This window comes from Mesorhizobium sp. M6A.T.Cr.TU.014.01.1.1 (genome assembly GCF_004022765.1).
GTDB lineage: Bacteria > Pseudomonadota > Alphaproteobacteria > Rhizobiales > Rhizobiaceae > Mesorhizobium > Mesorhizobium mediterraneum.
The window spans coordinates 55,300-70,202 of sequence record NZ_RZPG01000004.1; the positions used below are offsets into that span (position 1 = coordinate 55,300).

The window sequence follows — 14,903 nt, forward strand, 5'->3', positions numbered from 1 at the left end:
GGAAATGGTTTTGGGCCCGTTCGTCAATTTTCTCCGTCTCGTTGATGGCACCCGTCACACCTAGCTCCAGACCCCTGGTTTCAAAAGACCTTGGAACGATGCATGCGGCAATCGGCGGTAACGACGTGCAATTAGGCGGTTCTGCCTTCGGCCGAAGGCTCAAAAGACTCCAAAGCGCTCGTCATTCGGCTGATCTCGGGCCGATCGAGTCGCCGATGGTGCTGCAAAGTGGCTTGTCCGCCGGGAACGGCAAGGGGCCCGGGTCGTATTGCTCGAAGCCTATTCGCTCCCCCCATAGCCGCGCGTTTCCTTGCTATAACCAGAGTTGGACTCATTCACTCATAAGGTGCAGCGCGTCCTGCTTAACGATTTCGACGCAACGCAGGTTAATCAAACGAATGACGCCTCTTTCCTTCAGCTTGGTGAAAACCCTCGACACGGTCTCGATGGTGAGGCCGAGATAGTCGCCGATATCCATACGAGACATCGGCAGCTCGACCTGGCGCAGATCCCCTTGGCGCTCCGCCATATCGACCAGGAACGCCGCGACGCGCTCTGTGGCGTTCTGGCGACCTAGAACCAGGAGGTGTTCCTGTGCTCTTGTCAGGCCTTTGAGCGCCAACGGCAGCAGTTGACCAGACATGTCAGCCCCAGCGGCAAGACGAAAGACGCGGATGCCAGTGGCGTTGACCGCTTCGGCGAAGAAATGATGCGTCGTGCCGGCTTCGAAGCCGAAAGTCTCTCCAGCCAGGTGGAAAGCACTGATCTGCCGGCGGCCGTCGGCGAGCAGGCGATAGATGCGCACGGCGCCAAACTCGACCTGGTAGAAGGCCCCAGCCTTTTCCCCCTGAGCATAGATTTCGGCACCAGCGGAGAAGAAGCTGAGTGGCTGCAGCAGTGCCGGATGGAATACCTCCGACGGGTGCGGTTGAGGCGTCCGTGACTGTGCTGCGATTCGCGAGGTCGTGTAGGCGTGCATGGCTGTTTCCCCGGTTAATCCGTGTCACAGCAATCGCCCGAATCCGCAGGCTGCGAAATTCGGTTATGTCCCTACGGGGAACTACCTAGAGCCAAGTCACAGACGTGGTGGAGAATCTGAATGGGCTCAGACGCCACACAGCGCCATGGCGAAATAACCAACTGCGGCAGCTATCAGGGTTGCACCGGCCAAAGGCAACCAGAACCCGATCGGACCGGCAGATACCGCCAATGACAGGCGGCCGATCGCGTTTGCCGCCAGCGCCACCAGCACGGCCTGCCCGATCGTCTCGGCGGGAACCGACTGCTTGACCAGACGCAACGCACCGAGCACCGAGACATCAACATCGAACGCACCGGCTAGCGCCGCGGTCGCCAGCAAGCCGCGCCCGCCAAATTGAGCTGCCAACGCTGCACTCGCAGTCGCTCGCAGTCGCGACGATTGCAAAGAGCAGAGCGAAGAGCAGCAGCGGACCCAATTCGAATGGGTTTCGCGCAAGCCCGCCACTTTTGCTATCCTCGCCGCTGCGGATCAACAGGATTGCGCCGCAGGCAGCGAAAACAAGCGCAGCAGCAATGGCCGGGATACCGACCGACGTAAACACGCTTGGCTCGATGATCAGAACCACGGCACAAACACGCAGCACCGAAACCATCGCAGCCAGCGAAGCTGCTCCGGCGAGTGGCAGAGCGTCGCCCGCTGACGCGGCGTTGCGGGCAAGCGCCGCGGTCACCGCTGTGGACGAAACGATTGCACCAACGAGCGAGCTGACAAGCAGACCACGTGTGGTTCCGAGAACGCGGACGGCAACGTAGCCGGCGAACGAAATCGATGCCATCAGCACCGTCAGGAACCAGATTTCCCAGGGGTTGAAGCCGCCCCAAGGATCCATCGTCCGGTTTGGCAGTAAGGGCAAGACGATCGCCGTCATCACCGCCAGGATCAGCGCCGAGCGCAGTTCGATCCAGGTCAGTCGCTTCAAGAGCTCGTGCAGGATCTCGCGACTGGCAAGGACCGCCGCAAGTGCAGCCCCTCCGGCAGCGGCAACACGATAGTCACCGGCGACCGATAGCGCACCGAGTGCGAAAACGCCGAGCGCGGCGATCACTGCCGTAACGCTGAAATCCTTGTCATGAGCCGCCTCGCGCGCCTTGTACCACGCAAAGATCGCGGCGAAGGCGACAAATCCTCCCACCAGCACTGAAACCGCGCCAAGCGCTTCCGCCAGAGCTGCGAGAATGCCGCCGAGCAAGCCGGATATGCCGAAAGTGCGAATTCCAGCCGTACGGCTGCGGTCGGGAGCGCCTCGCTCCCGCCAGCCACGCTCCAGTCCGACGAGCAGGCCAATTGCCAAGGCCAGTCCCAGCCGGGCGATGAGTGGATCCATGGGCGGCAGTTTACTCGCCTGCTTCCCTGCCCGACACCTGCTGGATCAGGATTCGGAAGAAAACATGCGGCGCGCTGTCTGAAATCGGAGGTATCACGGGTTTGAGGGCGCCTGGCTCCCACCAGTTCGCGTATTTGCTTAGCACAGTCCATGCATGGTCGCGCTCAGCCTTGTGACCGACCCTATCAGGCAGCTCTTCGTATCGGCCGTCGACAACAACGCTTTTCCATCCTCGACCTTGGCCGTGTTCGTCGACCTGGACGCACACAAGCGGATTGGCTCGCATCCAGTCGATCTTCTTGCCAGGCATCGAGAACGCGTACAGATGGTTGTCTGCATGCGCATAGTATAACGGCACGACATAGGGTTGCCCGTCCTTCGCGCACGCCAGGCGGCCTACACGATTTGCTGTCAGCAATTTCGTACATTCCAGCGCGGAAAGTGTGCGGATCAGCATCGGTGCGATCTCCTACGTCTCGCGGCCTGCTGGGTGCTTTCGGCCCGGCTCGCAGGCGGCGAGGCGCATAGTCGCGCATTCGGCGACTCCGGAAAATGATCCAGATCAAGGCGCGCTTGCTGTCTCTGCGCATCCTAGGCGGATGTGGAAGCCAATCCTAAGCGCTCCGTTTGGTCGCAATCTCGAACTGGCCGTCTTCGACGAGGATGGCGAGCATGCGCTCGTATTTCCCTGCATACGAGGGACGGAGGGCTGGAAGAATGCCGCGACCGGTGCGCGTATCGACATCCGTCCGACCCATTGGAGAGAGTGGGCGCCGGAGCGGGTTGCGGCCGGCAAGAGCGACGCCCTTAGCGACCACCCTTAGGCTTGAGATTCGACAATCAGTGCCATCCGCACGAGATGCGACAGGCTGCTTGCATTCATCTTGCTCATGACATTGGCGCGGTGGATCTCGACTGTTCGTGGGCTGATCCCCAAATCGTAGGCGATCGTCTTGTTGGGCAGGCCCGACACCAGCCCGTCCAGCACCTGCTTCTCCCGCTCCGACAATGTCGACAAGCGAGCACGTATCTCGGCGGATTGAGGGTGAGCTGCATGGACCTGGTTGCGGTTGCCCAACGCAGAGCGGATCGCATCGATCAGAATATCGTCGTCGAAAGGTTTTTCGATGAAATCGGCGGCACCTTCTTTCATCGCCTGAACGGCGAGCGCAACATCGGCATGACCGGTCATGACAATGACCGGGATCGAATGTCCGCGGGATCTGAGCTGTCGCAGGAACTCGATCCCGTCAATGCCGGGCATGCGAACGTCCGTCACGATACAGCCGTCGAGATTGCCCGTCGCTGTGGCCAGAAAAGCCGACGCCGATTCGTATAGGCGCACGGCGAAGTCCGCCGTCGCCAGAAGAAAACCAAGCGACTTGCGAACCTCGACGTCGTCGTCGACCACATGCACAAGATCGTTACTGGCCATTGGCGACTTCTTCCTTCTGCACGATGCGCAGGGTAAACCGGAAAGCGGTTCCTCCAGCGGGCATTGCCTCGGCCCAGATGTGACCACCGTGCGATTCGACGATAGTGCGGCAAATGGAGAGGCCAACGCCCATGCCTTGCTTTTTGGTGGTGACAAATGGCTGGAAAAGCTGAGCCGAGACCTCCGCCGCCAGGCCCGTGCCAGTGTCGATCACACTCACCTCGGCCATCCCGTCATCCCTGGCAACGGTCGTCACGTGCAACTCGCGGCGTGGGACGCCTTGCATTGCCTCGACCGCGTTGCGCATCAGGTTGAGCAAAACCTGTTGAATCTGGATGCGGTCCGTCAAGACGAGTTCGGCTGCAGGATCGAGTTGGTAGGTGACGCGGACATCAATTTCCCTTGCGCCGACCAGGGCCAGCGAAGCGGCTTCCTCGATCAGCGCCGGCAGACGTTCGATCTGCCGCTCGCTCTCGCCTCTCGCGACGAAGTCGCGAAGGTGGCGAATGACATCTCCGGCCCTCAAGGCCTGTTCCGCTGCTTTTTCGACGGCCTCCCTCAACATCGGCGCGTTCTCTTCCGTGCTCTTTTCGAGAAGCCGCCGGCTGCCTTTGAGGTAATTCGTAATGGCCGTGAGCGGCTGGTTGATTTCATGTGCCAACGTCGAGGCCATTTCGCCGAGCGCGGTAAACCGCGCCATATGGAGAAGCTCCTGCTGCTGCTCCTGTATTCTGGCTTCCGCCTTGTGGCGTTCGGTCAGGTCGCGGCAGAAGCCGGTAAAGAAGCGGCCGGTCCCGGGATGCATCTCACCAACCGAAAGTTCCATGGGAAAGGTCGAGCCATCCTTGCGCATTCCCGTCACCGTGCGGCCGAGCCCGATGATCCGGCGCTCTCCGGTAGTAAGGTAGCGGTGCAGATAGGCGTCATGCTCTTCGCGATAGGGCGACGGCATCAGCAGACTGACATTTTGACCGAGGACTTCGCTGGACTGGTAACCGAACAGTGTTTCGGCAGCCGTGCTGAAGGACTGAATACGGCCTTGTTCGTCGATGACGACCATTGCGTCGGGCACCGTCGCCAGGATCGAGCGCAAATGATCTTCGCGCAATCGAAGGGCGGCGTTTGCATAGGAAAGCTCGCTGACGTCCGTGCCTTCGACAAAAATAGCCGTGATGCGACCATCGTCGGCCTTGATCGGCTGATAGACGAAATCGAGGATATGCTCAGCGGTCGGCTCGTCATCCTTGTTGCGAAGAGCGACTTTCACCCCCCGGCCAATATAGGGTTCACCAGTTGCGTATACCTGGTCCAGCAGTTCATAGAAGCCTTGGCCTTCAAGCTCGGGCAGAGCCTCGCGTACCGACTTTCCAATGACCTGCCGTTCACCGATCAGGCGCTGATAGGCGGCATTGGTCAATTCGAAGACATGACCCGGCTCACGCATCAACGTCATGAACCCCGGGGCCCGCTCGAACATCAGGGAGAGCCGGTCGTGATCGGCCGTGGCCGGCCCTTCACCGCGAGCGCCGGTTGACAAGTCACGTGTTTGTTTGTCGTCCAAATGAAGTCCTTTGATCCGGGAACCCGCAACGCAGTCTAGTTATCATTCATCGCTTTGCTGCACATCTCTTCCAGCAATGCAAACGCGGCCGAGTGGGTAGGTAGTGTTTTTGACTCGCATCAAGGCGTCGAGTGCCGGCGGATGCCACTTCATTATCGCATTCAAGCGCTCCAGCGATAGGCGACTGCGATGTCCTACAAGTCAATTATTCTAAACCTTGCCGTAGATGCACCTCCTACATCCATGGTGAAGTTGGGGATCGAGCTTGCGGAACGCTTCGGGGCTCACCTTATCGGCCTGGCGGCTGCAGACGTCCCGCCGCTCGTCGCGACCGGCGACGGCATGGTCTATGAAGGCGAGATCATGCAGATCCAGCGGACGGAAATCGAAAAGCGGCTTGCCGAACTGCGTGCCGAATTCGAGAGGCTGGTTCCTGCTTCGATCAGCAGCGAATGGGGGCAGGAAGTCTGCAACCCGACCCGCTTCCTTAGCGTCTCCGCCCGCGCGGCCGACCTCATCGTTACCAGCGGCGAGGAGGGAGAAAATGTCTATCGCGCCGTGGATGTCGGGAGCCTTGCTCTCGGCACAGGCCGGCCAGTCCTTGTCGCCGCAAGCAATGTCGAACATGTTTTGGCAAAGACCGTGTTGGTCGCCTGGAAAGACACCAGGGAGGCGCGACGGGCGATAGCGGATGCATTGCCTTTCCTGGCCCGGGCCAATGAGGTCATCGTCGCCACGATCGATACCGACCGCAGCGAAAGCGCCCGATACAGCCTCGCCGATGTCGCGGCTTATCTAGAAAACTATGGCATCATGCCACAAACAGAACTGCTCACTGGCGAGGCGGATGGCGACCATCTGCTGGCGTTTGCGCGCTCGATCCACGCTGATCTGATCGTCTCCGGTGCTTACGGCCATAGCCGCCTCCGGGAATGGGCCTTCGGCGGCGTCACCCGCACGCTGATCGAAGACAACGGCATCAATCGCTTCCTATCGTATTGAAGGTCTGTCGAACCCACTCACCACCCTAATCGACGGGCCGGAATCAGCCCCATCCGGCACCCGTTTTTGTCGAAGATGGCGCTGCTTTCGCGCTCTGAAGTTGGCAACCGACAACGCACCCGTTTGCAAGATCCCCTGTCGAGTCGGCAACGGAGCATCCTGTTGACCAAGATCAATGTCGTCTGCCGCCAATGTAGCAATGATTGCCAAAATGCAGGAGTGAACGACATGACGTTTCTCGACTACCTGATTTCGATTGACGCCAGGACGGCCTTGATGGGCCGCATGATGCGGAGGCTCGGCGTCGACAGACAATTGAAAGTCGTGGCGGACCATGCGGCCGTCACCAATCGGGCGGTGGATCGCTGCCGCTCCTGCGGCCATCAGGACGAATGCTCGACCTGGCTCGACGAGCACCAGCAAGCCGATGATCCGCCGGATTACTGCCGCAACCGCGACCTGATCGCACGGCTTCAACACGCAGCCGGCCAACGCTAGAAAGGTCACCACAAATGCGTCTGACGAGTGAACGCAAACGGAACTTATGCCGATAGATTTGCATCCCATGGGACCAGGCAGTTTGGACAATCTATTTCTTCTAGAAGCATTTCTGCTCTTTATTGCGCCCGGGCCAACCAATGCTCTTTTGGTGGCGGGTGCGGCCAAGCGAGATAAGGCGATCGCACTCTTGGTCGCACAGGCCTGTGGATACGGGATCGCAGCAGCCTGCTGGTTTTCGCTGCGACCCTTGCTGCCGTCCGGCGCCATCCAGGTACTCAAGCTGGTCGCAGCCCTATGGCTCGTAATTCTTGGCCTGCGTCTGATAGGCCGCGACCAGATCGACGCATCCGAAGACGGGGATGGCCTTTCTGTTATAGTAACTACTGCCCTCAATCCGAAAGCCTTTATCTATTGTCTGGCAATCGTGCCGGTGGACGCGAGGCCGTACGAACTGGGCTTCTTCTGGATCGTACTCTTGGTGACCACAGCCGCCACCGGGTCAATGTGGCTTTTGCTCGGTAGGCGTCTGAACGGAGCCGGAGAGATGGCAGACAGGGTCGCGGGCGCGGTGCTTATCGCATTCGCCTTGTTGCTGCTTCGACCATTAATAGCGGTAGCTGCGACTTAGGTTCAATGCGGACATTCTTCCAATTCGAATGCTGGGGTCACGCAATGCTGCAGTCCGCAACTAAGAGACAAGCACCACCGACAGCGGCTCCGCGCAGAAAAGGTTATCCTTTACGGCTTTGACGCCGGCGACGTTTTCGGCGGCGACGATGGCTGCCTGGCGTTCGCGTTCGTCGAAGATCGCGCCGCTCAGTTCGACCACGCCATTGCCCACCGTGACGCAGATCATTTCCTTGCCGGCCCATTTCTGAGTCGCAAGCTCGGCAATAATTTTCTGACGGATCTGTTCGTCGTCGACGAACGCCGGGCCCGCATCCGGCAGGACGTTGAGCAATGCACGCAAAAGGTCGGTGCGGGTGATGATCCCGACGACTTTTCCCCCATCGACAACCGGAATGCGTTTGACGTGGCGGCGCGCCATGAGCTCGACGATCTCGGCGATCGATGCCCCGGGGGATGTCGTGACGAGATCTTCTGTCATGACCTCCTCGATCCGTCGTCCGTTGGCTTGAACATATTCATCAGCGGCTCGCCCGGGGGTCACAAGAAGCTCCAGCCAACGCGAGCGCTTACGCTTCGTGCCGAGTTCTCCCCGGCGCAAGAAATCACTCTCGCTGACAATGCCCACTAGCGTACCGTCCCTGCGAATGACGGGCAGGCCGCTGATCTTCTTGGAGAGCATCAGCCCGGCCGCTTCGGTGATCGACGCGGACGGCTCTATTCCGACGACCGGTGTCGTCATTATGGCTTCGGCTTGCATACCTGCCTCCTCAAATATCTTCCCCTGATTATCGAGGTCCCTGCGTCGCCTGCCTTGATCTGAGTCACTTTCTGGGTGCAGCAACGTCGGCGGGCCAAACGTCCGGTCTGTCTTATATACGCGCCAGACACATGCAGTGGCGAAGTTTGCATACCAGCGTCATGATCAGCACCTTGGCTCCCGATCAGTTGTCTAGCTGTCGTCCCGATCGATAAGGATCCGCTCGGCGGCTCCGTCGAGATCCTCGTATTGACCGCTCCTCAAGGCCCACAGGAAGCCGGACAGACCCAACGCGCCGAGAAAAAGAGCTACGGGTATGAGATAGACCAGCGTCGTCATGAGGATCGTGCCAATGCGCCGATACTGGGACGTTTGCCGTGCGAACGACCCGTCTCCGGTTGGATCGCGGCAAAGCCTTGCAGCCTCAGCGCATTGCCAATGACAAGCAGTGACGAAGCCGACATCGCGATTGCCGCGATCAGCGGCGTGACGTGCCCCAGGATGGCGATCGGCACGGCGATGGTGTTGTAGACGATTGCTATGGCGATGTTTTGCCGGATCAGTCGTCCGGCCTTTCGCGAGATGTCGAGGGCAAGGGGTACTGCCGAAAGGCTTTCGCGCAGGAACACGAAATCCGCCGCTTTGCGGCCGACATCGGCCGCCGTGGCTGGAGCGATCGAGACGTGTGCCGCGCCCAGCGCAGGGGTGTCGTTGAGGCCGTCGCCAACCATCAGCACCTTGTGGCCGTCCTTCGACAGCGTTTCGATATACTCGACCTTGCCCGAAGGAAGCAGCGCCGGAACAAAGTGATGGATGCCCAACGTCGCCGCGACCTCGCCGCAGGCAGCTGCGGTATCGCCCGACAGCATTTCCACGGAAATCCGGGCGTTGTTCAATTGCTCGATGGCCGCTCTGGCGTCTTCACGCAGCGCGTCCTCGAAGACAAAGGACGCGACAATGATCCCATCTTTGGTCAGAACGGTTCCGCCGTATCCGCTTTCGCCGGCGGTTCTGGCCTTCCACCCGGCCCAGCCGCGCCGGCCAAGCCGCCAGGTGCTGCCAGCGGCGGTGGCTTCGATCCCGAAACCAGGGTGCTCGCTGACGGACTCGAGCTTCGGCTGACCGGCAAAGCCCGCAGAGCCGGCTATGGCCCTTGAGAGCGGATGGCGGGAATGCACGGCCATGTCGCCTGCGATGGCCAGCATGGCCGGATCGATGGACGACGCGTTGACGAGCCGGGGCTGTCCGAGCGTAAGCGTTCCTGTCTTGTCGAACACCGCCGTGTCGATCGCCGCCAGACGCTCCATGGCCGAACCATCCTTGACCATGACGCCGCTTTCGAACAGACGCCGCGCAGCGACTACCTGCACGATCGGCACGGCGAGACCGAGCGCACACGGGCAGGTGATAATGAGAACGGCGATGGCGATCGTTACTGCCTGGTGCCAATCGCCGGTCGCCGCCATCCAGCCAAGGAACGTCACCAAGGCGGTCAGATGGACCACTGGAGCATAGAGCGCTGAAACGCGGTCGGCGATCCTGCGATAATGCGCGCGACCGCCCTCGGCGGCTTCCATCAGCCGGACCATTTCGGCCAGGAAGGAATCCTTTGCGGCGGCTGTTGCTTCGATGGTCAGCGGGCCAGTGAGATTGAGTGTGCCGGCCTGCACGGTTTCCCCTGACGACACGGTTCTGGGTGTGCTTTCACCGGAAACCAGTGAACAGTCGAGATCAGAAAAGCCTCGAATGATCTTGCCGTCGACGGGAATCCTTTCGCCGGCGGTGACCAGCAGCTGCATGCCCGGTTCGATCTCCTCAACCGGCAGGTAGTCGCGCGAACCATCCTCGCGCAGCACCATGGCGCCCCGCGCCGCCAGCCGTGACAGGCCGTTCACGGCGGTCCGGGCACGCTCGCGCATCACGTGATCCAGCGTGCGGCCGATCAACAGGAAAAACAGCAGCGACACCGACGCATCGAAATAGGCGTGGTCGCCATGGTTGATGGTCTCGTAGAGGCTCATTGCGTAGGCGAGCGAAACGCCAACCGCAATCGGCACGTCCATGTTCATGCGACCGTGACGCAGCGCATTCCATGCCGAGCGGAAATAGATTCCGCCGGCGAAGGCGAGCGCCGGGATGGCGATCAGCGCTGAGACCCAATGGAACAGGTCACGCGTCGCGCCTTCAGCTCCTGACCAGACCGAGACGGAAAGCAGCATGATGTTGCCCGCAGCAAAGCCGGCGACCGCGACGGCGCGGATCAGTTCCGAAAGCGTCTTGTCTTTTTCATGAATCTCGGGGTCGAAAAGATGCGCCGGGTAGCCCAGCAGCTCTAGTGCAGCGACGATGGGAGGAGCCTCGTTCCCACGCCACTGGACCGAGACCCCTTTGGTCGAAAGGTTGACACGAGCGCCCTCGACGCGATCGAGCTTTCCGAGAGCCGTCTCGATCGCCTGAATGCAGGCCGCGCAGTGAACCGTCGGCACCGACAGATCGGTCTGGCGAAGGTCATCGCCAAGCGAGCGGCTTGCCAACCCGATCTCCTGGCTCGATGGCAAGCTGGACGTCGCTCCGCCCAGATCCAGCGCCATTTCAGCGCCCGGCGCACAGCAGCTCATTGCAGTGCTCCCTGAGAAATCATGATCCGGCGAACGTCGCGATAAGCCTCTGCCAGACCGGCATCGGTGTCGACTTCGACGATCCAGACGCCATCCCTTAGCGTGTGCTGGGCGGCAAATTCCTGGCCCGAGGCAACGGCGAGAGTGACGGCTTTGTCCGCGCCCTCGTAGGCAGGATGACGAAACAGCACCTTGACACTACGCAGGGGAACCGGCTTGCCGGCGGCATCGCTGAGACTGTAGCGGACTTCGCCCCAAGAGATCGTCAATTTGCCAGTCCAGCCAAGCGCCGCCTGTGCGCGCCCTTCCTCGGCCTTTCGGTTGAATTGCTGGCTGGCCACATAGGTGTTTTCGACGACAAGGCCGGTCCAGCTTGTGCTGGCGAATGTCGCCATCGTCAGATTGACTGCGATGACCACACCAAAAAAGGCGAGAATGGTGGCCAACATATGCCTACCGGTGAATTCGCGGGGCCGTCGCGCATTGGCGCTCATCTGGTGATCTCCGGGGCATTGAAGGTGGCGGTGTATTCGTCCGTTTCGAAACTCGCCTTGTCCTCGACGCGGAATTTGAAGGTTTGTGTTGCGCTTCCGACCTGGTCCGCCGGCTGGCGCACGAAAACCTTCAGCATCTTCAGGCGGTCGGGTTCGACCGCGACGGCGAAGGACCGGTCTGCGGGAAGGTCGATACCAACGACGCTCATTTCGGCTCCCCGCAGGCCCTGCATCGTGACAACGATCGTCCTTGGCTCGGGGATCATGTTGAGCAGCTTGACGGTGTAGCCGTTGCGAATCGAACCGTCGGACAGCGTGACGAACTGCGGATTGCGGTCGTGCAGAACATTGACCTCGAGCCGGTCGCGCGTCAGCAGCGAATAGAGCAGCGCAATGCCGACCGCCGACCATGCACCCATGTAGATGAAGGTGCGCGGCCGAAAGATCTTGCGGATATGGAAATGGGCTAACCTGTCGGAGAAAGCGCCGCCGTCGGTCCGGACGAGCGACGGGTTCACCGAGCAAGACCCGCCTGCTGTCGCCACCGCCATGTTGGCGTTGTAATCGGACAGCGTCGCATAGGAGATCAGCCCGCGCTCCTTGCCGAGCTTGTCCATGACGCTATCGCAGGCATCGATGCACAGCGCGCAAGTGATGCATTCGAGCTGCTGGCCATCGCGAATGTCGATCCCCATCGGGCAGACGGCGACACAGGCATTGCAATCGACGCAGTCTCCGACCGGCTGCCCCGCGGCCTGGACCTTCTTGGCGTGCCGCGACCGAGGTTCGCCGCGCCAGTCATTATAGGTCACGGTCAGCGAATTTTCGTCGAGCATGGCCGCCTGGATGCGCGGCCACGGGCACATATAGGTGCAGACCTGTTCGCGCATCAGCCCGCCGAATGTGTAGGTGGTTGCCGTCAGCACGCCGATGGTGATGTAGGCGACCGGCGCAGCGGTGCCGGTGAAGACCTCGCCAATCAGCGTTGGCGCATCGGCGAAATAGAAGATCCAGGCACCGCCGGTCGCTGCCGCTATGACCAGCCAGATGGCGTGTTTCGATACACGCAGCACAAACTTGCGCGCAGTCCACGGTCCGGCGTCGAGCTTTATGCGGGCGTTGCGATCTCCCTCGATCGCACGCTCTACAACCAGAAACAGATCGACCCATACGGTCTGCGGGCAGGTATAGCCGCACCAGGCTCTGCCAACTGTGGATGTGATCAGGAAAAGGCCGATGCCGGCCATAACGAGAAGACCGGCCACATAGTAGAATTCCTGCGGCCAAATCTCGATGAAGAAGAAATAGAAGCGGCGGTTGGCAAGATCGATCAGCACGGCCTGATCGGGAGCAAACGGACCTCGATCCCAGCGCAGCCAGGGCGTCAGGTAGTAGATGCCCAGGGTGATCGCCATCACCAGCCATTTGAAGCGGCGAAAGCTGCCCGAGGCGCGCTTGGGGAAGATCTTCTTGCGCGGTGCATACAGCGGCTGGCGGACCTTGGCGGAGTTGACCGCCTCGGCTTCGAGCCGTTCTACCTGCGTATTATCCAGCACCAGTGTCTCCAGTCGCGCAGCTTACGATTTCGGGGCGCGCAGTCGGACTTAGTTGTTTGGCCGGTGCGCGAAATGCCGCGTTGAACTCAAGCTTTGCGGCGGGGCAGCCTGCTGCGCGTTGATGCAAGTCAATCGTCGGACATCGAATGCAATCGAGGCCCGGCGCAAGCCGGGCCTCGTCGCTTGGCTGGCGAAGGGCCGGGAATAGGACCCCCCTCTATTCCCCACCGCCAAGCGAATGGATGTAGACCGCGAGCTCCTTGACCTTGGTCTCACCGAGACGCTCAACCCAGGCCGGCATCACACCGTGCTTGGGTGCGCGGACCTGCGCGGCGATTGCGGTTTCGTTGGATCCGTAGAGCCAGATCGCATCGGTCAGATCAGGGGCGCCGAGCTCTTTGTTGCCTTTTGCATTGTCGCCGTGGCAGGCCACGCAGTTTTCGGCGAAAACCTTGGCGCCTGGCTCGACCAGTTTTGCATCTTGAACCGGGCCAGACAGGCTGGCGACATAGGTGCTGACCTGTGCGACCTGGTCCCCGGTGATGATCTCGCCAAAAGCCGGCATTTCCGACAGTCGTGTATCCGGGACGGATACGAAGCGTATGCCGTGCGTGATCGTTTGCTGGATCTGCTCGGCCGTGCCGCCCCACAACCAGTCATCGTCATTGAGGTTGGGAAAGCCTTTGGACCCTTGGGCGCCGGAAGCGTGGCACTGCACGCAATTGACCTTGTACGCAGCGCTGCCGGCGGCAACAGCGAATTCGCGCAACGCGTCGTCGCCGGCAATCTCCGAGACGGTTTTCGATTGTATCGCTGCGGCATATTTCGCCTTGGCGATCTCGGCCGCAGCAAGCTCGTTGTTGACGTCGCCGCGGCTCGAATAGCCAAGCACGCCCTTGGTCGCCGAGGTCAGCATCGGCCATGCCGGATAGGCGATGGTGTAGCCGATCGCCCAGACGATGGTGATGTAGAACGTTATGACCCACCAGCGCGGAAGTGGGTTGTTGAGCTCCCTGATACCATCCCACTCGTGGCCGGTGGTAGAGATGCCCGACACTTCGTCGATATGTTCATCGCTCATGATCAGTCGTCCTTCAGAGGAATGCGGGCGGCTTCATCGGCCTGCTTGCCACTCCCGGGACGGAATGCGAAGGCGACCGTTCCGACGAAGAAAAGCGCCATGGCGAGCAGGGCCCAACTGTCGGCGAACTCTCTCATCCAGTGGTAATCCATGGTCCTTCTCCTCAGCGGTAGCCAGCGGCTTCGTCGTAGGTCTTGAAATCGACCAGCGTGCCGAGCATCTGCAGGTAAGCGACCAGGGCATCCATCTCGCTGACCTGTTGCGGATTGCCGTCGAAGTCGCCGAGCTTCGCCTTCGGATAGCGGCCTTCCAGCTCGGATGTGTTGGCATTGGGATCGGCCTGCGCGATCATGTCATCTCTGGCGTGAGCGATCATGTCTTCGGAGTAGGGGACACCGACACGCCTGTTTGCGATAAGGTGCGTCGAGAAGTCCTTCACCTCGATCGCGGTATCCTTCAGGAAGGCATAGCTCGGCATGATCGATTCCGGCACCACCGAACGCGGTTCGATAAGATGCTGAACGTGCCACTCGTTCGAGTAGCGATCTCCGACCCTGGCGAGGTCCGGCCCCGTGCGCTTCGATCCCCACTGGAACGGGTGGTCGTACATCGACTCGGCCGCCAGGCTGTAGTGACCATAGCGCTCGACTTCGTCACGGAACGGCCTGATCATCTGGCTGTGACAGAGGTAGCAGCCCTCACGCACATAGATATTGCGCCCGGCGAGTTCGAGCGCCGAATAGGGCCGCATGCCCTCGACCTTCTCGATCGTGTTGTCGAGATAGAAGAGCGGTGCGATTTCGACGATACCGCCGACTGTCACCACCAGGAGGGAACCAACGAGAAGAAGCGTGGCGTTCTTCTCGATGATCGCGTGTTTGTCCATCAAGCCCATTTTGGCT

General features: G+C 60.6%; 15 protein-coding genes and 1 pseudogene. 3 read left to right on the forward strand and 13 right to left on the reverse strand.

Going from position 1 to position 14,903, the window contains the following annotated elements; all coding sequences use genetic code 11:
• Window positions 1–331 precede the first annotated feature (331 nt).
• The 5 genes and pseudogenes from EN885_RS06970 to EN885_RS06995 all read right to left on the reverse strand — a co-directional run bounded on the left by EN885_RS06970 (window position 332) and on the right by EN885_RS06995 (window position 5,278).
• On the reverse strand, window positions 332–979 hold the full coding sequence (locus tag EN885_RS06970; protein ID WP_126105371.1) for a helix-turn-helix domain-containing protein: 648 nt from the start codon (window positions 977–979) through the stop codon (window positions 332–334).
• Between the two features lie 126 nt (window positions 980–1,105).
• Window positions 1,106–2,366, reverse strand: a pseudogene (locus EN885_RS06975) (MgtC/SapB family protein).
• A gap of 10 nt (window positions 2,367–2,376) precedes the next feature.
• The gene (locus EN885_RS06980) at window positions 2,377–2,823 is read right to left on the reverse strand and encodes a pyridoxamine 5'-phosphate oxidase family protein (RefSeq protein WP_095488962.1); all 447 of its coding nucleotides are present in this window, start codon (window positions 2,821–2,823) and stop codon (window positions 2,377–2,379) included.
• 363 nt (window positions 2,824–3,186) lie between these two features.
• Window positions 3,187–3,801, reverse strand: a complete 615-nt coding sequence (fixJ, locus tag EN885_RS06990; protein ID WP_126107381.1) for a response regulator FixJ — start codon at window positions 3,799–3,801, stop codon at window positions 3,187–3,189.
• Window positions 3,791–5,278, reverse strand: a complete 1,488-nt coding sequence (locus EN885_RS06995; protein ID WP_245493025.1) for a PAS domain S-box protein — start codon at window positions 5,276–5,278, stop codon at window positions 3,791–3,793. Before EN885_RS06995 ends, fixJ begins: the two co-directional genes overlap by 11 nt.
• A 273-nt stretch (window positions 5,279–5,551) precedes the next feature.
• Between EN885_RS06995 and EN885_RS07000 the strand changes: the two genes are divergently transcribed.
• From EN885_RS07000 to EN885_RS07010, 3 genes are all read left to right on the forward strand, one after another.
• The gene (locus EN885_RS07000) at window positions 5,552–6,364 is read left to right on the forward strand and encodes a universal stress protein (protein ID WP_128241425.1); all 813 of its coding nucleotides are present in this window, start codon (window positions 5,552–5,554) and stop codon (window positions 6,362–6,364) included.
• A gap of 228 nt (window positions 6,365–6,592) precedes the next feature.
• Window positions 6,593–6,862, forward strand: coding sequence for a DUF6455 family protein (locus EN885_RS07005; RefSeq protein WP_095489234.1), 270 nt, complete (start codon window positions 6,593–6,595; stop codon window positions 6,860–6,862).
• Window positions 6,863–6,944: 82 nt separating this feature from the next.
• Entirely contained in the window at window positions 6,945–7,493 is a 549-nt protein-coding gene (locus tag EN885_RS07010; RefSeq protein ID WP_126105373.1) for a hypothetical protein, read from the forward strand.
• A 60-nt stretch (window positions 7,494–7,553) separates the two neighbouring features.
• Here EN885_RS07010 and EN885_RS07015 read toward each other — a convergent pair whose 3' ends face one another.
• The 8 genes from EN885_RS07015 to ccoO all read right to left on the reverse strand — a co-directional run bounded on the left by EN885_RS07015 (window position 7,554) and on the right by ccoO (window position 14,896).
• Window positions 7,554–8,252, reverse strand: a complete 699-nt coding sequence (locus tag EN885_RS07015; protein ID WP_128241424.1) for a CBS domain-containing protein — start codon at window positions 8,250–8,252, stop codon at window positions 7,554–7,556.
• Between the two features lie 192 nt (window positions 8,253–8,444).
• Window positions 8,445–8,591 carry a cbb3-type cytochrome oxidase assembly protein CcoS gene (gene ccoS, locus EN885_RS07020; protein ID WP_095488967.1) on the reverse strand — a complete coding sequence of 49 codons (147 nt, stop codon included), beginning with the start codon at window positions 8,589–8,591 and terminating at the stop codon, window positions 8,445–8,447.
• Window positions 8,588–10,870, reverse strand: coding sequence for a cation-translocating P-type ATPase (locus EN885_RS07025; RefSeq protein ID WP_128241423.1), 2,283 nt, complete (start codon window positions 10,868–10,870; stop codon window positions 8,588–8,590). Before EN885_RS07025 ends, ccoS begins: the two co-directional genes overlap by 4 nt.
• Window positions 10,867–11,364 (reverse strand): FixH family protein, encoded by a 498-nt coding sequence (locus EN885_RS07030; protein ID WP_127205955.1) that lies wholly within the window; start codon window positions 11,362–11,364, stop codon window positions 10,867–10,869. Before EN885_RS07030 ends, EN885_RS07025 begins: the two co-directional genes overlap by 4 nt.
• Entirely contained in the window at window positions 11,361–12,920 is a 1,560-nt protein-coding gene (gene ccoG / locus EN885_RS07035) for a cytochrome c oxidase accessory protein CcoG (RefSeq protein ID WP_127205956.1), read from the reverse strand. The genes EN885_RS07030 and ccoG overlap by 4 nt, the downstream gene beginning before the upstream one ends.
• A gap of 217 nt (window positions 12,921–13,137) precedes the next feature.
• Window positions 13,138–14,001, reverse strand: a complete 864-nt coding sequence (ccoP, locus tag EN885_RS07040; protein WP_127205957.1) for a cytochrome-c oxidase, cbb3-type subunit III — start codon at window positions 13,999–14,001, stop codon at window positions 13,138–13,140.
• 2 nt (window positions 14,002–14,003) lie between these two features.
• Window positions 14,004–14,153: a CcoQ/FixQ family Cbb3-type cytochrome c oxidase assembly chaperone gene (locus tag EN885_RS07045; protein ID WP_065009122.1), complete on the reverse strand. Its 150-nt coding sequence runs from the start codon at window positions 14,151–14,153 to the stop codon at window positions 14,004–14,006.
• Between the two features lie 11 nt (window positions 14,154–14,164).
• Window positions 14,165–14,896, reverse strand: coding sequence for a cytochrome-c oxidase, cbb3-type subunit II (gene ccoO, locus EN885_RS07050; RefSeq protein ID WP_128241422.1), 732 nt, complete (start codon window positions 14,894–14,896; stop codon window positions 14,165–14,167).
• Window positions 14,897–14,903 lie beyond the last annotated feature (7 nt).